This is a genomic window from Mesorhizobium sp. M1006, from assembly GCF_040318825.1.
Classification (GTDB): Bacteria; Pseudomonadota; Alphaproteobacteria; order Rhizobiales; family Rhizobiaceae; genus Mesorhizobium.
Genome location: NZ_JAMYMZ010000007.1, coordinates 26320 through 44927, shown reverse-complemented (window position 1 = coordinate 44927; position 18608 = coordinate 26320). Strand labels below are relative to the sequence as shown.

At 63.4% G+C, this 18608-nt stretch carries 20 protein-coding genes; 13 read left to right on the top strand and 7 right to left on the bottom strand.

The window, feature by feature from the left end:
• Window positions 1-14: 14 nt before the first annotated feature.
• The gene (locus NKH60_RS08720; protein WP_352616834.1) at window positions 15-674 is read right to left on the bottom strand and encodes a phosphoribosylanthranilate isomerase; all 660 of its coding nucleotides are present in this window, start codon (window positions 672-674) and stop codon (window positions 15-17) included.
• A 162-nt stretch (window positions 675-836) separates the two neighbouring features.
• Here NKH60_RS08720 and NKH60_RS08715 point away from each other — a divergent pair, with 162 nt between their 5' ends.
• A complete protein-coding gene (locus NKH60_RS08715) occupies window positions 837-1055 on the top strand; it encodes a hypothetical protein (RefSeq protein WP_254815955.1) in 219 nt (72 codons plus the stop codon).
• A gap of 73 nt (window positions 1056-1128) precedes the next feature.
• Here the strand turns inward: NKH60_RS08715 and NKH60_RS08710 are convergent, their stop codons facing one another.
• The 4 genes from NKH60_RS08710 to NKH60_RS08695 all read right to left on the bottom strand — a co-directional run bounded on the left by NKH60_RS08710 (window position 1129) and on the right by NKH60_RS08695 (window position 4504).
• The gene (locus NKH60_RS08710; RefSeq protein WP_352451640.1) at window positions 1129-1887 is read right to left on the bottom strand and encodes a M48 family metallopeptidase; all 759 of its coding nucleotides are present in this window, start codon (window positions 1885-1887) and stop codon (window positions 1129-1131) included.
• A gap of 97 nt (window positions 1888-1984) precedes the next feature.
• Window positions 1985-2473, bottom strand: coding sequence for a DUF2852 domain-containing protein (locus NKH60_RS08705; RefSeq protein WP_352616779.1), 489 nt, complete (start codon window positions 2471-2473; stop codon window positions 1985-1987).
• Between the two features lie 116 nt (window positions 2474-2589).
• Window positions 2590-3732 (bottom strand): benzoate/H(+) symporter BenE family transporter, encoded by a 1143-nt coding sequence (locus NKH60_RS08700; protein ID WP_352871935.1) that lies wholly within the window; start codon window positions 3730-3732, stop codon window positions 2590-2592.
• A gap of 4 nt (window positions 3733-3736) precedes the next feature.
• On the bottom strand, window positions 3737-4504 hold the full coding sequence (locus tag NKH60_RS08695) for an alpha/beta hydrolase (protein ID WP_352682211.1): 768 nt from the start codon (window positions 4502-4504) through the stop codon (window positions 3737-3739).
• Between the two features lie 215 nt (window positions 4505-4719).
• On the opposite strand from NKH60_RS08695, the gene infC reads away from it, so the two are divergent.
• From infC to NKH60_RS08660, 7 genes are all read left to right on the top strand, one after another.
• On the top strand, window positions 4720-5256 hold the full coding sequence (gene infC, locus NKH60_RS08690; protein WP_023677573.1) for a translation initiation factor IF-3: 537 nt from the start codon (window positions 4720-4722) through the stop codon (window positions 5254-5256).
• A 199-nt stretch (window positions 5257-5455) separates the two neighbouring features.
• On the top strand, window positions 5456-6097 hold the full coding sequence (locus NKH60_RS08685; protein ID WP_352682209.1) for a methyltransferase family protein: 642 nt from the start codon (window positions 5456-5458) through the stop codon (window positions 6095-6097).
• A gap of 179 nt (window positions 6098-6276) precedes the next feature.
• Complete coding sequence (rpmI, locus tag NKH60_RS08680) at window positions 6277-6480, top strand: 50S ribosomal protein L35 (protein ID WP_006201248.1); 204 nt, start codon at window positions 6277-6279, stop codon at window positions 6478-6480.
• Between the two features lie 35 nt (window positions 6481-6515).
• The gene (gene rplT, locus NKH60_RS08675) at window positions 6516-6917 is read left to right on the top strand and encodes a 50S ribosomal protein L20 (RefSeq protein WP_006201247.1); all 402 of its coding nucleotides are present in this window, start codon (window positions 6516-6518) and stop codon (window positions 6915-6917) included.
• Between the two features lie 96 nt (window positions 6918-7013).
• Window positions 7014-8099 (top strand): phenylalanine--tRNA ligase subunit alpha, encoded by a 1086-nt coding sequence (gene pheS, locus NKH60_RS08670; RefSeq protein WP_352682208.1) that lies wholly within the window; start codon window positions 7014-7016, stop codon window positions 8097-8099.
• Window positions 8100-8205: 106 nt separating this feature from the next.
• Window positions 8206-10614 (top strand): phenylalanine--tRNA ligase subunit beta, encoded by a 2409-nt coding sequence (gene pheT, locus NKH60_RS08665; RefSeq protein WP_352682206.1) that lies wholly within the window; start codon window positions 8206-8208, stop codon window positions 10612-10614.
• Window positions 10615-10653: 39 nt separating this feature from the next.
• The gene (locus NKH60_RS08660; RefSeq protein WP_352682204.1) at window positions 10654-11256 is read left to right on the top strand and encodes a nucleotidyltransferase family protein; all 603 of its coding nucleotides are present in this window, start codon (window positions 10654-10656) and stop codon (window positions 11254-11256) included.
• Window positions 11257-11526: 270 nt separating this feature from the next.
• Here NKH60_RS08660 and NKH60_RS08655 read toward each other — a convergent pair whose 3' ends face one another.
• The gene (locus NKH60_RS08655) at window positions 11527-12522 is read right to left on the bottom strand and encodes an aldo/keto reductase (RefSeq protein WP_352682202.1); all 996 of its coding nucleotides are present in this window, start codon (window positions 12520-12522) and stop codon (window positions 11527-11529) included.
• 105 nt (window positions 12523-12627) lie between these two features.
• On the opposite strand from NKH60_RS08655, the gene NKH60_RS08650 reads away from it, so the two are divergent.
• The 5 genes from NKH60_RS08650 (at window position 12628) to NKH60_RS08630 (ending at window position 17645) form a co-directional block, all read left to right on the top strand.
• Window positions 12628-13518, top strand: coding sequence for a LysR family transcriptional regulator (locus NKH60_RS08650; protein ID WP_352682200.1), 891 nt, complete (start codon window positions 12628-12630; stop codon window positions 13516-13518).
• Between the two features lie 60 nt (window positions 13519-13578).
• Window positions 13579-14157: a cytochrome b gene (locus tag NKH60_RS08645; protein ID WP_352682198.1), complete on the top strand. Its 579-nt coding sequence runs from the start codon at window positions 13579-13581 to the stop codon at window positions 14155-14157.
• A gap of 68 nt (window positions 14158-14225) precedes the next feature.
• Window positions 14226-14801 (top strand): YceI family protein, encoded by a 576-nt coding sequence (locus NKH60_RS08640; RefSeq protein WP_352472551.1) that lies wholly within the window; start codon window positions 14226-14228, stop codon window positions 14799-14801.
• Window positions 14802-14941: 140 nt separating this feature from the next.
• Entirely contained in the window at window positions 14942-15928 is a 987-nt protein-coding gene (locus NKH60_RS08635; RefSeq protein ID WP_352871929.1) for a Gfo/Idh/MocA family protein, read from the top strand.
• A 58-nt stretch (window positions 15929-15986) separates the two neighbouring features.
• On the top strand, window positions 15987-17645 hold the full coding sequence (locus NKH60_RS08630; RefSeq protein WP_352682194.1) for an FAD-binding dehydrogenase: 1659 nt from the start codon (window positions 15987-15989) through the stop codon (window positions 17643-17645).
• Window positions 17646-17810: 165 nt separating this feature from the next.
• On the opposite strand, the gene NKH60_RS08625 is transcribed toward NKH60_RS08630, so the two are convergent.
• Window positions 17811-18557, bottom strand: a complete 747-nt coding sequence (locus tag NKH60_RS08625) for a GntR family transcriptional regulator (protein WP_352540004.1) — start codon at window positions 18555-18557, stop codon at window positions 17811-17813.
• Window positions 18558-18608 lie beyond the last annotated feature (51 nt).

Here is an 18608-nt window from a genome sequence, read left to right as displayed (position 1 = left end):
GGTTTGAAGCGTGGTCAGGCGGCGCGGTTGTCGCGTGCTGCCCCGACGGCGCGGAAAAATTGTTCGATCAGCGCCGGTTCCTTGACGCCCGGCGCGCTCTCCACGCCCGAGGAAACATCTATTCCGGGCGGGTTCGCCAGCCGAAAGGCGTCGCCGATATTGCCGGCATTGAGCCCTCCGGAAAGCATGTAATCGACGCCGGCGTCAAGGCCAGCCAGAATGCGCCAGTCGAAGGCAAGACCGTTGCCGCCCGGCAATTCCGAACCCTTAGGCGGCTTGGCATCGAACAGGAAGCGGTCGGCAATGCCGATGAAGGGCTTGACTCGCCCGAGATCGGCGGCCTCGCTGACCGGCAGCGCCTTCATCACCGGCAAGCCGTAGCGGGCCTTCACCTCGGCCACCCGCTCGGGAGGCTCGGCGCCGTGAAGCTGCAGCATATCGGGCTGCATCTTTTCGACGATGTCATCCAGGAACGCATCGCTGGCGTCGACCGTCACGGCAACCGCCTTGGCCTTGCCGCGCGCCGCTTCGCGCAGGCGGCCGGCTTCCGCCGGCTCGACATAGCGCGGGCTTTTGGCAAAGAAAATGAAGCCGACATGGCTGGCGCCGCCGGCCAATGCCGCAGCCAGTGCCTTGTCGGTCTTCAACCCGCATATCTTGATGTCCAGCGCCATGGCGCGGGATTGGCATGAAACGGCCAAAGAGTCGAGAAAAAGCATCCTGTTTGCCGCCAGCGCGGAACGCGCTACCTTGCTAATGTAAGAGCGGAACGCGCTACCTTGCTAATATAAGCGCAACGCTACTTGCTCAGGCACAGAGGCGGGAGAACAAAGATCATGCCGGAAAAGACCGTCGCGGAACTCAGGCAAAAGCTGGCGCAGGCCCATGAGGTCATCGCTCATTTGATGGACAAGGCAGCCTTCAACGGCGCCGAGGCGCACCGGGCGCTGGCTTATTTCAGCAACGAGACCTTCGAGAAGGATTTCCTGCCCTGGCCGCGCCATGTCGATGAGGGGTTGCGGCCGGAGGAGTTGAACGCGGCCAATGACGATTGATCGGCAGTGCAGAATCTATTGAGGCCGGCGCGAAGGATCGCTACAGTTTCCATTTCGTTCCCCTACAAGCATCCTACTCGAACGCGATCGCCTGCAGCGCGCCGCCATTGCGCTTGAGCCAGTCCTTGCAGCGCTCGGTATCCGGGCAAAGCTGCTCGCATAGTTTCCAGAATTTCGGGCCGTGGTTCATCTCCTTGAGATGCGCCACCTCATGCGCGACGAGGTAGTTTATCACCGGCCGCGGCGCCATCATGATGCGCCAGGAAAACGACAGATTGCCGTCCGACGTGCACGATCCCCAGCGGCTCGACGTATCCTTGAAGCGGATCGCCTTGGCGCGCTTGCCGACCGCAGCACTGTGCTTGGTCACCAGCGCTTCGATCTCGCGCTTGGCTTCGCGCTTCAGGAAATCGGCGATGCGGCGCGGCAGATGCACGCGTTCGCCATGCACGATCATCAGCGGCCCGCGCTCGTCGCGCGACAGCGTGACGGTGCCGCGTTTCGACGGTTCATGGACGATGCGATGCGGCACGCCGCGCACCGGCACCTTGATGCCGGGACGCACCTGCGGCCGGTTGGGCACTTTGGCCAGCCTTTGCTCCAGCCAGTCCTGATGGCGGTCGAGAAATTTTTCCACCTCGCCGCGGCGCAGCCCCGGCGGCACGGTGATGCGCAGACCACGGCCGCCGGAATCGATGCGCAGCGTCAGGCGCCGCGCCCGGTCGTTCTCGACGATCTTGAGCGGCAACGTGCGGCCGGCAACGCAATGCTCGCGCTCCACGACGGGCGTGGGCTTGGGTTTCGTCGGGGTGCGGAAGAAGCCGAAGGACATTCCGGGACGATACGTGATTCGAGGGAAACGACTAGAACAAAAAAGAAACGGCGCCGCTGACGCGACGCCGTTGGATTATCTATCTGGGCACGGGACCTTACTCGTCGAGCAGGCCTGGCGTGGAGTTGCCGCCGCGTTTGTTATTCGTCGTCGAGCCAGTTGACCCACCTGTCGTGGGCGACGTCGACTTGTTGCGGTTGGCCATGAAGCGATCGAACTCTTCCTGGTCCTTGGCGCGGCGCAATTCGCGGGCATATTCATCGAACTCGCTCAGCATCTCGTCGAGCTTGCGGCGTTCCTCGGCAAGCCGCTCGAGTTCCTTTTCGCGCCAGTCGTCGAAAGCGACGTTGCCGGTGCGTGCGGAGCCATGGCCCCAGCGCGCGGCCCTGTCGGAGCCGCGGCGGCAGCCGGCGAAGATGCCGTCGGTGGCGCGGTTGACGTCGCGCTTGAAGCCCTCGAGCCGATCGCCCCAGATGATGTAGGCGAGCATGGCGAAGCCGAGCGGCCAGAACACCATGAACCCGATCACCATCAACGCGATGGTCGCCGGCGTCCAGGCCGGACGGATCAATGCAGATGTGTTCATTTCTTCCAATCCTTCAGTTGGAGACAGCCAAATCCGGCTGCGTGGAATCGAAATGGGATGAAGAAAACGGCGATTCAAGACAGCAACCGCCAAAACCGGACAAGCGGCTGAAATGATTATCGCTTTTTGAGCATTTCAAGAAAAAGCACGACCAATCCGGCGATCAGGCCCCAGAACGCCGCACCGACGCCGAACAGCGTCAGCCCCGATGCGGTGACGGCGAAGGTGACGGTGGCGGCCATCCGCTCGTCCTCGTCTTTCAAGGCGATCGACAGTGCATTGGCGAGCGGCGCCATCAGCGCCAGGCCGGCGACCAGCGCGATCAGGCTCTGCGGCAATACGGCGAAGATCGCCACCAGCGAGGCGCCGAACAGGGCAAAGACGAGATAGGCCAACGCATAGAACGGCCCGGTCTTCCAGCGCTCGGCCGGATCGGGATGCACGTCGGGCCCGGTGCAGATCGCCGCCGAGATTGCCGCCAGATTGGTGGTCGAAGCGCCGAACGGCGCCGTCAGCAGCGAAAACAGGCCGGTGACGCCGATCAGCGGCCCGGGTTCGGGATGATAGCCGGCTGCCCTCAGCACGGCGAGGCCGGACAGGTTCTGCGAGGCCATGGTGACGAGGTAGAGCGGCAAGGCGAGGCCGATGATCGCAGTGGCGGTGAACTGCGGCATCACCAGCGTCAAGCTCGAGAGTTCCGGTGCCGGCAGACCGCCGACCCGGCCGATGAGGAAGGCGGCGAGACCGCCGCCGATCAGCACCAGCAGCACCGACAGGGCCGGGTTGAACAGGCGGATGACGAAGAACGCCGCAACCAGCGGCAGGATCAGCCAGGGGTCGACGGGAACGGTTTTCACCGCATTGATGGCGAAGGTGACGACGATGCCGGCCAGCATTCCGGACGCGACGGACGCCGGTATTCTGGCGATCAGCTTGGTCAAGGGCCCGAACAGGCCGGTGGTGATCAGCAGGACCGCGGTGACGACGAAGGCACCAACCGCCTCACCCATCGAAAAGCCGGTCGACGCGGCGATCAGCGCCAAGCCTGGCGTCGACCAGGCGGTGATGACCGGCATTTTCGTACGCCAGGACAGCCACAGGCTCTCGATCGCCATCGCCAGGCAAAGCGCCGTCACCCAGCTTGCGGTCTCGACCTGCGTTGCGCCGACCGCCTTGGCGGCGGCAATGACGATGGCCAGCGTACCGCCGAAGCCGACGATCGCCGCCACGAAGGCGGACACCGGAATGGAAATGCGCATGTCTCTATCCCGCCTGCCGCACCATCGCGTCCACCGCCCGCACCAGCATGTCGAGATCCTGCGGCCGCGACAGGCGGTGGTCGCCGTCGGGAATGAGCGACAGCGTGACGTCGTCGGCCGGCAGCAGGCTGACCAGCTTCAACGCATGGCTCGACGGCACGTCGGGATCGGCAAGGCCTTGCAGGATGTGGACCGGACAGTGCGTGTCGATCGGCCCGGTCATCACCCGGTTGTTGCGGCCGTCCTCGATCAGTGCGCGCGTGTAGATGTACGGTTCGGCTGAATAGTCCGACGGCTCCTCGAAAAAGCCCTTTTTCCTGAGGTTGCGCTTCTGCGCCCCGGTCAGCACCGGCTCCACCAGTTCGAATGTGAAATCGGGCGCCGGGGCCAGCAGCACAAGGCCGGCGACGCTGTTCTCGCCCGCCTTGCGCAATTCCTGCACCATGCGCAGCGCGATCCACGCGCCCATCGACGAGCCGACCAGGATTTGCCTGCCCTGGGTGAAGCGGCGGAAAACCGCCAGGCTCTCGCCCAGCCATTTCGAGATGGTGCCGTCGGCAAAGGCGCCGCCCGATTCGCCGTGGCCGGAATAATCGTGGCGCAGGAAAGCGCGGCCTTCTTTGCGCGTCCATTCCGACAAGGTTTCGGCCTTGGTGCCCAGCATGTCGGATTTGTAGCCGCCAAGCCAGACGATGCCGGGCTCGGCACCTGCAGCATGCCTGACGGCGATGCTCGTCCCGTCGACGTCCAGAAAGATCGGGGTGGTGCTCATGGTGTATTCCCTCACGCCGGTCTTTTGGCACAGCAAGGCATTCAACGAAAAGTGCTCCGCCACTTTCTTCGCTTGGTGCAGAGGAGCATTCCATCGAGCAGGTGATTTCCTGAGAATGCTGTGCTATTGACTCCGACCGCGCGCTCACCACATTGCGCGTTCGCAATTCTGAACTGAAGAACCCCTTAACGAAACGGCTCAAGGAGACCACGACCATTCGCAGACCTTTCAAAGCAGCGGCGCCCACCAAGGAAGGCCCGCGCTCCAACCGTGACATCCGGGTTCCCCGGGTCCAGCTAATCGACGCCGAAGGCCAGAACCGCGGCGATGTCTCCATCAACGACGCATTGCTGCTCGCCGAAGAGGCTGGGCTCGATCTGGTCGAGATATCGCCCAATGCAGTGCCGCCCGTCGTAAAGATCCTCGATCTCGGCAAGCTGAAATACGCCAACCAGAAGAAGGCGGCCGAGGCGCGCAAGAACCAGAAGGTCATCGAGATCAAGGAGATCAAGATGCGCCCGAACATCGACAGCCACGACTACGAGACCAAGATGAAGGCCGTCCGGCGCTTTTTCGAGGAAGGCGACAAGGTCAAGCTGACATTGCGCTTCCGCGGTCGCGAGATGGCGCATATGGAACTCGGCATGCAGCTTCTGAACAAGGTTCGCGAGGAAGTGGCGCCCATCGCCAAGGTCGAAGCCGAACCGAAGCTCGAAGGCCGCCAGATGATGATGGTGCTGGCGCCCCGCTAAAGCGCGTTGCGCTTTAGTTCTGTTTGTGCATGTCGTTGTCGCAAAACCGCAGCGCACTTTTGGGCGACGTGCATTAAATCCGCCTGAATCATATTGCAAGGCGTCCCGGCGATCGGCGGGGCGCCTGTTCTTGGCCAGACGCTGCGATCGCCGGCGAGAGCAAAGACGCTCTGGTTCCCTCGACGATCGGATTCCCGACATGGTCAATGACGTCAAGCATTCGGAAGCCAAATATGGGCTGGGCAGCTACCAGCACACGCGCAGGATGGTGCTTGCCGTCGTCGTCGTCGTCCTTTTCGCGATGCTTTTGTTCGGGCAGTCGGTTTTTCCGCCCGATACGCCTGTGCATGAAACGATCGAAATGGTCGGCGTCGTGCTGATCTTTCTCGGCATCGTCGGACGCTTGTGGTCGACGCTCTATATTGGTGGACGCAAATCCTCCGAAGTGGTGACCGGCGGACCCTATTCGATCACTCGCAACCCGCTCTATGTCTTCTCTACTTTAGCTGCCGCCGGTGTCGGCGCACAGATCGGCTCCATCACCGCCACGATCGGCTTTGGAGCGCTCTGCGCGGGTGCATTTTACATCGTTATCCTGCGCGAGGAGAAATTCCTCAGGCAGGTTCTTGGCGCGCCATACCAGGCCTACCTGTTGAAAGTGCCGCGCTTCTTCCCGAAACTGTCGCTGTATCAGGAAGGCGACACCGGCAGCTTCAAGCCGCGCCTGCTGCGAACCACGCTGCTGGACGGGCTGGTGTTCCTCGTTGCCTTGCCGGCTTTCGAACTGATCGACGGCGCCCAGCAGTCGGGCATATTGCCGGTGCTGTTCCGTTTCCCCTGAGCACTACAGTGTTGCTCGGCACGGGGTGTTGCGCGCCAGCCCGCTTTGACGTATAGGACCGCCGTTCCCAAAAAACCGCCCGGCAGGGCATGCCGTGGCGGTTTCATTTGCTTTTCAGGCTTTGGTCGGCCTGAAGCGAACAAAAAGCGCATTGGTGCGCATATAAACGGAGTAGCAAAATGCCCAAGATGAAGACCAAATCGGCCGCCAAGAAGCGGTTCAAGATCACAGGTACGGGTAAAGTTCTGTCGGCTGCGGCCGGCAAGCGTCACGGCATGATCAAGCGTTCCAACAAGTTCATTCGAAATGCCCGCGGCACGATGGTTCTGGCTGAACCGGATGGCAAGAAGGTCATCAAGAATTTTCTGCCGAACGGCCTCTGAGCATTCGGTCTGGACAGCGTTAAGGAGATCATGACATGGCACGCGTAAAGAGAGGCGTCACCTCGCACGCCAAGCACAAGAAGGTCCTGAAAGCCGCCAAGGGTTTTTACGGCCGTCGCAAGAACACCATCCGCATCGCCAAGCAGGCGGTGGAAAAGTCGCTGCAGTACGCCTATCGCGACCGCAAGAACCGCAAGCGCTCGTTCCGCGCGCTGTGGATCCAGCGCATCAATGCGGCGACGCATGAGCATGGTCTGACCTATGGCCGTTTCATCGACGGTCTCAACAAGGCCGGGATCGAGATCGATCGCAAGATCCTGTCGGACATGGCCATCCACGAGCCGCAGGCCTTCGCCGCACTCGTGGCCAAGGCCAAGGTCGCGCTCGAATACCTGAAGAATACCACGCCGAATGCTTTTGAAAGCGCTGTCGCTTAAGACCAGCGCTTCCCAAGCTATTCGACACTTGATTTGGGAAACCCGCGCTGGCAGGGCTGGCGCGGGTTTTTCTTTGCTTCCAATCGGATCTGGAACATGAGTGACATGGAAACTCTCGAAAATTCCCTGATGGCCGAGATCGCCTCGGCCGCCGACGAGCAGGCGATCGAGGCGGTGCGTGTCTCTGCCCTTGGCAAGAAGGGCTCGGTTTCCGAGATGCTGAAGACACTCGGCTCGATGAGCGCCGAGGAGCGACAGGTCAAAGGCCCGGCAATCAACGGCCTCAAGAACCGCGTCACCGAGGCACTTTCGGCGCGCCGCGCCGAGCTGAAAGATGTGGCGATCACAGCACGGCTTGCCGCAGAGAAGGTCGACGTCAGCTTGCCGGTCAGGCAATCGCCGGCCGAGCGCGGCCGCATCCATCCGATCAGCCAGGTTATCGACGAGATCGCAGCGATTTTCGGCGATCTCGGCTTTGCCATCGCCGAAGGTCCCGACATCGAGACCGACTATTACAATTTCACCTCGCTGAACTTCCCGGAAGGCCACCCGGCGCGCGAGATGCACGACACGTTCTTCTTTCAGCCGGACGAGCAGGGCGAGCGCAAGCTTTTGCGCACCCACACCTCGCCGGTGCAGATCCGCACCATGGAGATGCAGAACCCGCCGATCCGCATCGTCATCCCCGGCAAGACCTACCGGCAGGATTCCGATGCCACCCACTCGCCGATGTTCCATCAGGTCGAGGGGCTGGTGATCGACAAATCGGCCAACGTCGCCAACATGAAATGGGTGCTGGAGGAGTTCTGCAAAGCCTTCTTCGAGGTGCCGAGCGTCAAGATGCGCTTCCGGCCGTCTTTCTTCCCGTTTACCGAGCCCAGCCTCGAGGTCGACATCCAGTGCGACCGTTCGCGGCCCGGCGAGGTGCGCTTCGGCGAAGGCTCCGACTGGATGGAGATTCTCGGCTGCGGCATGGTCCACCCCAATGTGCTCCGTTACGGCGGGCTCGATCCCGACGAATACCAGGGCTTCGCCTGGGGCATGGGCATCGACCGTATCGCCATGCTGAAATACGGCATGCCGGATCTGCGCGCCTTCTTCGACGCCGATGTGCGCTGGCTGTCGCATTACGGTTTTAGGCCGCTTGACATGCCGACGCTGTTCGGGGGCTTGAGCGCGTGACGACCGGGCCGCAGCAAATCCGCAGACAGCTCGCCTTCCTGCACATGTCCGACGCGCGGGCGCATAGCTTCAAGTGCAACATGCCCAGACCAGACGGAACACAGTCATGAAACTCACCCTCTCCTGGCTCAAGGATCATCTCGAGACAGACGCCTCGCTGGCGGAAATCGTCGAGCGTCTCACCTCGATCGGCCTCGAGGTCGAGCATGTCGACGACCGGGCGAGCCTGGCTCCCTTCGTCATCGCCAAGGTGCTGACGGCGGTCCAGCATCCCGACGCCGACCGGCTTCGCGTGCTGACCGTCGACACAGGCGACGGCAAGCCGCCGGTGCAGGTCGTGTGTGGAGCGCCGAACGCCCGCGCGGGCCTGGTCGGCGCCTTTGCAGCACCGGGCACCTATATTCCCGGCATCGACGTGACGCTGACCGTCGGCAAGATCCGCGGCGTTGAAAGCCACGGCATGATGTGCTCCGAGCGCGAGCTCGAATTGTCCGAGGAGCATGACGGCATCATCGACCTTCCGGCCGATGCGCCGGTCGGTACCAGCTTCGCCGCCTATGCCCATCTCGACGACCCGCTGATCGAGATCAATCTGACGCCGAACCGGCCGGATGCGACCAGTGTCCATGGCATCGCCCGCGATCTGGCGGCGAGCGGGCTCGGCACGCTGAAGAGCGCGCCGATAGAGCCGATCCCCGGCAAGGGCGAGACGCCGGTCAAGGTGACGATCGAAGCGCCGGAGCTCTGTCCCGGCTTTGCGCTGCGCCTGGTGCGCGGCGTCAAGAACGGACCGTCGCCGAAATGGCTGCAGCAAAGGCTTCTCGCCATCGGCTTGAGGCCGATCAGCGCGCTCGTCGATATCACCAACTACGTCACCTTCGACCGCGGTCGGCCGCTGCATGTCTTCGACGCTGCGAAGGTCACCGGCAATCTCGCCGTGCGCCGGGCGCGTGATGGCGAAAAGGTGCTGGCGCTCGACGGCCGCGAATACACGCTGACGCCGGAGATGTGCGTCATCGCCGACCAGGACGGCATCGAATCGATTGCCGGCATCATGGGCGGCGAGCATTCCGGCTGCGACGAGAACACCACCGACGTGCTGATCGAGTCGGCGCTTTGGGACCCGATCACCACCGCCCGCACCGGCCGCACGCTCGGCATCATCACCGACGCACGCTACCGCTTCGAGCGTGGCGTCGACCCGGAAATGATGATTCCCGGTGTGGAGCTGGCGACGAAGCTGGTGCTCGATTTCTGCGGCGGTACGCCGGCGCAAACCGAAGTCGTCGGCTATGCCGGCCATCAGCCGAAGATCGTCTCGTTCCCATTGTCGGAAGTGAAGCGGCTGACCGGCATCGAAGTGCCGCGCTCGACAAGCCTCGACATTCTTGCCTGCCTCGGCTTCAGGCCGGAGGGCACGGGCGATGTCGTCAATGTGGCGGTCCCGTCCTGGCGGCCGGATGTCGACGGCAAGGCCGACCTGGTCGAGGAGGTCATGCGCATCCACGGCGTCGACAACATCGCGCCGCAGCCGCTCGGTTCGCACGATGCGGTCAACGCCAGGATCCTGACTGTGCTGCAGATCCGCACCCGCGCCGCCAAGCGGGCACTTGCCGTGCGCGGCATGATGGAGGCCGTCACCTGGTCGTTCATTCCGGCAAAACACGCCGAATTGTTCGGTGGCGGCCAGCAGGCGCTGAAGCTTGCCAACCCGATCGCCGCCGATATGTCGGACATGCGGCCGTCGCTGCTGCCGGGGCTGATCGCGGCAGCACAGCGCAATGCCGACAGGGGCATCGGCGATGTCGCGCTGTTCGAAGTGTCGGGCACTTACGAGGGCGCCGGCGCCGACCAGCAGCGGCGCGTTGCCGCCGGCGTGCGGCGCGGCACCGCCAGGCTCGAGGGCTCCGGCCGCCATTGGGCGGGCAATGCCGGCGCCGTCGGCGTCTTCGATGCCAAGGCCGATGCGATCGCAGCACTCGAAGCCTGCGGCGCGCCGGTCGAGCGGCTGCAGATCGAGGCCGGCGGCCCGGCCTGGTATCATCCCGGCCGCTCCGGCACGATCAAGCTTGGGCCGAAGGTAATCCTTGGCACGTTTGGCGAGTTCCACCCGAAGACGCTGGAGGGGCTTGACGTCTCCGGCCCGCTTTGCGGCTTCGAAGTGTTCATCGATACCGTGCCCGAGCCGAAGGCCAAGCCGACGCGAACAAAGCCGAGGCTTGATCTGTCCGCCTTCCAGGCGGTCAAGCGCGATTTCGCCTTCGTCGTCGACAAGGCGGTCGAAGCCGGCACACTCGTTCGCGCCGCCCTTGCCGCCGATCGAAAGCTGATTTCCGGCGTCTCGGTGTTCGATGTTTTCGAGGGTGCAGCGCTCGGCGCGGCGAAGAAATCGATCGCCATCGAAGTGTCGATCCAGCCGGTCGAAAAGACGTTGACCGACGAGGATTTCGAGGCGCTGGCCAAGCGCATCGTCGATAATGTCGGCAAGCAGACCGGCGGCGTGCTGCGCGGCTGAGGGGTTGCGAGCGCCTGGCGAATCGCCGTCCAAAGGGCGATGGACCATTTGCGCTATTGCGGGCTGCCCTTCGAGAAACAGCGTGCAGTCTTTCTCGATATCGTCTCGGCCGATCCGCTGATTGCCGAGACGCTGTCGCGGGTACGGGTGCTAGGCCTGCCGGACTGGCTGGTCGTGTCCGGCGCGCTTTACAACAGCGTCTGGAATCATCTGACCGGAAAGCCATCGGGGTACGGCATCCGGGATGTCGACCTGTTTTATTTCGATGAGAGCGATCTGTCCTATGAAGCCGAGGACACGGTCATCCGCCGTGCGGCGAGGCATTTCGAAGGGCTGAAGCTGCCGGTCGAGGTTCGCAATCAGGCACGGGTGCATCTGTGGTTTGAGGCGCGCTTTGGCGGTTCCTATCCCAGACTGTCGTCGTCCGCCGAGGCGCTGTCCTATTTCGCTTCGAAAACCCATGCGGTCGGCGTTAGATTCGACACCGATGGGCAACTCGCGCTCGTGGCGCCGTTCGGGCTCGACGACATCTTCTCGTTTCGCGTTACCCCGAACCGTGCACTGGATAATCGGCAGACGCACGAGATGAAGGGCGCGCGTGCCAGGGAGAACTGGCCGGAGATCAGTGTCATGCCTTGGTAGGAAATGTCGGCGCGAGGCACCCCCCTCTGCCCTGCCGGGCATCTCCCCCTCAAGGGGGGAGATCGGATGTCGCCTCGGCTTTCGCCAATCACCGGCGCCGGAAGGGCGGGCAGGGCGCGGGAACTGCCAATCTCCCCCCTTGAGAGGGAGATGTCCGGCAGGACAGAGGGGGGTGCCTCGCGCCGAGGTCTCACAACGCTTTGCATCGCACCGTATTAGTCAAAAAGGGGTGCCCAAACGCCCCGTTTCGATTACGCCGTCGATTGCCGTTCACCCGTTAACCAGCGCCAGCAGCTCCTCGGTATAGCGCTTGCCGACCACCTTTTCCGGCGACAGGGCGTCGCCGATGGATGCCACCTCGGCCTGGCTCAGCACGATATTGGCTGCCGCCGTATTCTGTTCGAGATGTCGTATCTTGCGGGCACCAGGGATCGGCACAATGAAGTCGCCCTGATGCAGCACCCAGGCGAGCGCCAGCTGCGCCGGCGTCACGCCCTTCCCGGCGGCCATCTTTTCCAGCACGGCGACGACCGCCGCATTGGCCGCCATGGCGTCGGCCTGGAAGCGCGGCAACCCACGGCGCCAGTCGTCGGCGCCGAGAACATCGGGCTTGGCGATCGTGCCGGTGAGCAGGCCGCGGCCGAGCGGGCTATAGGGGACAAAGCCGATGCCGAGCTCACGGCAGACAGCAAACACCTCCTCCTCCGGATCGCGGCTCCACAGTGAATACTCGCTCTGCACGGCGGCGATCGGGTGCACGGCATGCGCCCGACGAATGGTCGCCGCACTCGCCTCCGACAGGCCGAGCGCCCGCACCTTGCCCTCGCGCACCAGCTCGGCCATGGCGCCGACCGTATCCTCGATCGGCACGTTGGGGTCGACGCGGTGCTGGTAATAGAGATCGATCACCTCCGTATCCAACCGCTTCAATGACGCTTCGGCCACCGCCTTGACATGCTCCGGGCGGCTATCGACACCGGCCATGCGCTCCATGCCGCTGCCTTCTTCGAGGATTTTGAAGCCGAATTTGGTTGCGATCGTCACCTTGTCACGCACCGGCTTCAGCGCCTTGCCGACCAGGGTCTCGTTCTCGAAAGGGCCATAGACCTCGGCCGTGTCGAAGAAATTGACCCCGATCTCGACGGCATGGCGCAGCGTGGCAATCGCCTCCGCCTCCGGCTGGCCACCATAGGCAAAGCTCATCCCCATGCAGCCGAGGCCGACCGGGTAGACGTCGAGTTCATTGCCAAGCTTGCGGGTTTGCATCACGTGTCTCCTTGTTGTGATGGTTGTGATGCCGCAGAGATAGCGTCTTGCGCCGAGTTCGATAATCGGCTCTCAATTGCACGGGCTGTTCCAAGAAATAGATCAATGAAGCGAACCCATCTTTCACAGCTCGCGGTACTGGCAATGGTCGCCCAATGCGGCAGTTTTCGCGGCGCCGCCAAGGAACTGGCAATCGCGCCGTCGGCGGTCAGCCACGCGGTGTCCAGCCTCGAAGCGCGCCTCGGCGTGCGCCTTCTGGCACGCAGCACGCGCAGCGTTGCTCCGACCGAGGAGGGCGCGCAACTGCTTGAGCGCCTCAGGCCGGCGCTGTCGGAAATCGACCTGGCGCTGGAATCGGCGATCGAGGCGCGCCACCGGCCGGCGGGCAATCTCAGGCTGACCGTGCCGCGCACCGCCGCCCACCTGGCGCTGACGCCAAGGCTCGGCGCCTTTGCTGCTGCCTATCCCCACATCGTGCTGGAGATCGTCATCGAGGACCGCTTCACCGACGTGGTCGAGGGCGGCTTCGATGCCGGTGTGCGGCTGGGCGAGAGCCTGCAGCGCGACATGATCGCAGTGCGCATCGGACCAGACCTTCGCGGCGCGGTGGTCGGCACGCCATCCTACTTCGAGACCAGGTCCAAGCCGCAGCATCCGCGCGATCTCGCCGCTCACCGCTGCATCCGCTTCCGCTTCTCCAGCGGCATCATCTATCGCTGGGAATTCGAGAAAAACGGCGAGGAGATCGAAATCCCGGTGGAAGGGCCGCTGATCCTCGACGAGGACCATCTGATTGCCAATGCCGCGGTCGACGGCGCCGGGCTCGCCTTCGTGTTCGAGGACTATGTCCGCGACCCGCTCGCCGCCGGCAAGCTCGTTCGCGTGCTGGAGGACTGGTGCCCGCGCTTCGATGGTTTCTTCGTCTATTACCCCAGCCGCCGCCAGATGCGGCCGGCGCTCAGGGCCTTTGTCGATTTTTTCAAGGTCGGCGAATAAGCCAACCCTCCCCACAAGGGAGAGCTGGAAGAAAGTCGACCTGGCATTCGTTCACCGACCATGTCAGCACTGCCCAAAAACCAGACGGCCGGCTACGGCTGGACGGCGATCATCCTTCACTGGCTGATCGCGGCGCTCTTTATTGGCCAGTTCGTGCTCGGCTTCGTCATGGTGCGGCTGTCCAGCCAGCGCACCGCCTTCGAGCTGATCCAGCTGCATAAATCCTTCGGCTTCCTGCTGCTTGGACTGGTCATCCTGCGCATTGCCTGGCGCCTGGGCAGAACGGCCCCATCGCTGCCGCACTCGGTCGGGCCTTTCGAGCGCCGTGCGGCGCCGCTGGTCCATCTCGCGCTTTATGCGTTTCAGCTCGCTCTGCCGTTGTCCGGCTGGGCGCTGGTCTCGGTCTCGGTGCTGGAGATCCCGAGCGTGCCGTTCAATCTGTTCGTCATGCCCAATCTGCCGCTCGGTGAATCGGACACGGCAGAAAGCTTCTGGGCAGCGACGCACTGGTATCTCGCCTATGCCGGCATCGGACTTGTCGCTTTGCATCTCGCCGCAGCGCTGCGCCATCATTTCTGGCTGAGGGATACCGTGCTGACGCGCATGATCACGGCTTCGTCACATCACGACAGGGAATAGAGCGGACGGCTCATTCGTTGATGGGGCGAGGACGCAAGAAAGCGTTGCCTGCCAAGAGGACCATTTCCATGTACGCGCGCATCTTCGGATTTGCGGCAGCTGCCGCTTGTTTTGCCATGCCTGTTTTCGCCGCCGTTGCCCTTGGCGAGGCGGCCGGCAGCTACACGATCAGCCCGGGGAGTTCCAGCATCCATTTCTCCATCGCCAAGCTCGGCGGCGGCGGGCTCGACGGTGCCTTCTCCCGCTTCAAGGGCAGTATCCTCATCGACAACAGCGATGTCGGCCGGTCCCGGGTCAATTTCACCATCTTTCCCGAAAGCGTCGGTACCGGCCAAAGCCGCATCGATGCCTTTCTCCGCTCGGACGCAGTCTTCGACGCGGCCAACAATCCGGAGATCCAGTTCCGTTCGACCAGCGTCAAACGCACCGGCGACACGTCGGCCCTTGTCACCGGCCGGCTGACGGCGCGCGGCAAGACCTTTCAGGAAAAATTCACGGCCGAGCTCGGCGGCCTCCGGGCGGGCACGATAAAATTCCACGTCACCGGCAAGGTGCTGCGGTCGCGCTACGGCATGGATGTCGGCACGCCGATTTATTCCAACGTCGTCGATTTCGACATGACGCTGACGGGTAGAAGGGGATAGCCTTTGCAGGTTCCGCAGGGGGCAGCGCCGGCATCCGGACAAGCCGCAGATGATCGCCCTGTTCGCCGCCATGCTCCCGCATTGGCTTTTCTCCTGAATTAGGGCAAACCTCCAGGCCTGCAATCGAGAGGAGAAATCTGATGTTCCGATGGGGAGTTTTGTCGACGGCCAAGATCGGCCGCGAGCAGCTTTTGCCGGCAATCGTCGAAGCGGAGAACGGCGTGCTGTCCGCGATTGCCAGCCGCGATCTGTCGAAAGCGCAGGCGCTGGGCGAACGCTTCGGTGCGCGCCACGCGTTCGGCTCCTATGAGGAGCTGCTCGCCTCCAGCGACATCGACGGCGTCTACATTCCGCTGCCGACCTCGCAGCATGTCGAATGGACAGCCAAGGCGATCGAGGCCGGCAAACATGTTCTGGTCGAAAAGCCACTGGCGCTCGACGCCAAGGACATTCCGCTATTGATCAAGCTGCGCGATGCCAGGAAGGTGCTGGTCTGCGAAGCCTTCATGGTCGTCTACCATCCGCAATGGATCAAGGTGCGCGACCTCATCGCCAACGGCGCCATCGGCCGGCTGCGCCATGTCCAGGGCGCGTTCTCCTATTACAATGTCGACCCCAACAACATGCGCAACAAGCTCGATCTCGGCGGCGGTGCGCTGCCCGACATCGGCGTCTATCCGACGGTATCGACGCGCTTTTCGACCGGCAAGGAGCCGCTGCGCGTCCAGGCGACGATCGAGCGCGACAAGACATTCGGCACCGACATCTATTCCTCGATCCGCGCCGATTTCGGCGACTTCGAGCTGTCGTTTTACCTGTCGACGCAGATGGCGGCACGCCAGGTGATGGTCTTTCACGGCGAGAAGGGCTTCATCGAGGTGTTCTCACCGTTCAACGCCGGACTCTACGACCATCACCGCGTCGAACTGCACAACCAGAACCACAGCGAGGCGCAGGTTTTCCGCTTTCCCGGCACGCAACAGTACCGGCTGGAAGTCGAGGCCTTCGCGCGGGCGGCACGGGGCGGCAAGGATCGTGTCTTCACCCTGGAAGAATCGGTGCTCAACCAGAAGGTCATCGATGCCATGTTCCGCGCCGGCGAGAAGGAAGGCTGGGAGGCAGTCTAGGCCGGCGATGATCCCAAAAAGTGGGGACCGGTTTTTGGACGAGATCATGGCCAAATAGATGTCCGACGATGCGGATGTGATCATTGTCGGCGCCGGCCTTGCCGGCCTTGTCGCGGCGGCCGAACTGACTGCGGCCGGCAAGAAGACCATCATCGTCGAGCAGGAGCCTGAACAGTCGCTTGGCGGCCAGGCATTCTGGTCGCTCGGCGGCATCTTCCTCGTCGATTCGCCCGAACAGCGGCGCATGCGCATCCGCGATTCGTATGAGCTGGCGCTCGAGGACTGGCTGGGCACCGCAGCCTTCGACCGCACGGAAGATCTCTGGCCGCGCCGCTGGGCCGAGGCCTATCTCGGCTTCGCCGCCGGCGAGAAGCGCTCCTGGCTCATGCAGCGCGGCCTGAAATTCTTTCCGGTGGTCGGCTGGGCCGAGCGCGGCGGCGGCAATGCCGTCGGCCACGGCAATTCGGTGCCGCGCTTCCACATCACCTGGGGCACCGGCCCTGGCGTGCTCGAACCGTTCGCGCAGCGCGTACGCGAGGCCGAGAAGCGCGGGCTGATCCGCTTCAAATTCCGTCACCGGGTCAACGAATTGACGCGGACGGGCAGCGTCGTCAACGGCGTGCGCGGCGACCTATTGGCGGCGAGCGATGCCGAGCGCGGCCGCAAGAGCTCGCGCGAGATCACCGGTGATTTCGAGCTGAAGGCGCAGGCCGTCATCGTCGCCTCCGGCGGCATCGGCGCCAATCACCGGCTGGTCCGGGAGAATTGGCCGAAGCGGATGGGCGCGCCGCCGAAACGCATGATCACCGGCGTTCCCGATCATGTCGACGGCCGCATGCTGGCGATCGCCGAAGCCGCCGGCGGCCGGCTCATCAACCGCGACCGCATGTGGCACTATGTCGAGGGCGTCAGGAACTGGGCACCGATCTGGACCGATCATGCGATCCGCATCCTGCCCGGCCCGTCATCGCTGTGGCTCGATGCGCGCGGCAAGCGCCTGCCGGTCCCGCTCTATCCCGGCTTCGACACGTTGGCCACGCTCAGCCACATCATGAGCACCGGCTTCGATCATTCCTGGTTCATCCTGACCAAAAAGATCATCCAGAAGGAGTTCGCGCTGTCGGGCTCCGAGCAGAACCCCGATCTGACGGAGAAGAGCTGGCGCCAGGTGCTCGGCCGCGCCACCAGCGGCGTTCCCGCGCCGGTCAAGGCGTTCATGGAGAAGGGCGAGGATTTCATCGTCGAGCCTGATTTGCCGGCGCTGGTCGCCCGCATGAACGCAGTGGCCGGCGGCGAGCCGCTGCTCGAACTGGCGCAGGTTGAGCGCGAAATCCGCGCCCGCGACCGGCAGCTCGACAATCCGTTCTCCAAGGACATGCAGATTACTGCGTTGCGCGGCGCGCGAGCCTATCTCGGCGACCGGCTGATCCGCACCGCAAGACCGCACAAGCTGCTCGATCCCGCCAATGGCCCGCTGATTGCCGTCAGGCTCAGCATCCTGACCCGCAAGACGCTCGGTGGGCTGGAGACTGACCTCGACAGCCGCGTGCTGGGCGCCGGCGGCCAACCAGTCGAGGGGCTGTACGCGGCGGGCGAGGCCGCCGGTTTCGGCGGCGGCGGCATGCACGGCTATGCAGCGCTCGAAGGCACGTTTCTCGGCGGCTGCATCTTTTCCGGCCGCAGTGCCGGACGGGCGGCGGCACACGCGGTGGGGTGAAACAAGGCCCGCCGGCGGCCGTTGCGCCAAGGTGGCGGGTCGCACCGAATGGCCAACTTCCCTTAGAGCATTTTGCAGCCGAATGGAATCATTTGGCGTCCGCATAAATGCGGCAAAACAGATAGTTAGAGCGGGTTACCGGTTCCAGGAGAACCGGAACCGGCTTTAGGTGAAGGGCTGCAAATTGACGTCTTGAAGCTTGGAACCGGCAAGCAAAGCCTCGAGCACCTGCTTCTTGAGAGACAGGCACTGCGAACGGGCAAGTTTGACGATGGCGGAAATCTCGCCTGCCTCACAGGCAAGGACCAGCTCCTTTTGCTGGGCGATGATCAACTGGGTGAAGTCGCGGGACTTGAAGCCGAGGTGGAGAACCCGCGCCGACTGGTCGAGTATCTGGTCCAGCAGATGCGCCAGTCGTAAATTTCCCGAGAGCTCCGCAAGGGCCAGACGAAACGCACGGTCGGCCGCAAGGAAGGCGACGTGGCTGCGTAGCGTCTCCGGCTTCAGCACTTTTTGCGCTGCCAGCCTGACATCCTCGAGCCCGCGCTCGGTCATGTTCGATGCCGCCACCCTGAACACTTCCGGCTCGATCAAGCTGCGAACATCGAAGATCTCGTTGACATCCCGCAGGCTGAGCGTAGCAACGACGTAGCCGCGGCGCGGCTCGCTCCTGACCAGTCCTTCCTGCATCAGTCGGGCCAGCGCCGCGCGGATGGTCGCCTTTTTGATCTGGTATCGATCACCGATCTGTTTCTCCGTCAGCGCCTCGCCGGGGCGCAGCACGCAGGCGATGATGTCGTTCCTCAGCTGCTCATATGCCTGTTCCCTGCGAAGGACGTCGGCGGCTGACAGTGCTGTCGCCTCGACCGTAGCCGGTCTTGCCGGTTCGGCGGTCAACTTCGTCGTTTTCATATTTTGTCCGTCTGGCTGTCCGATTGACGCTGGCCTCAGCATTCGCTAGCG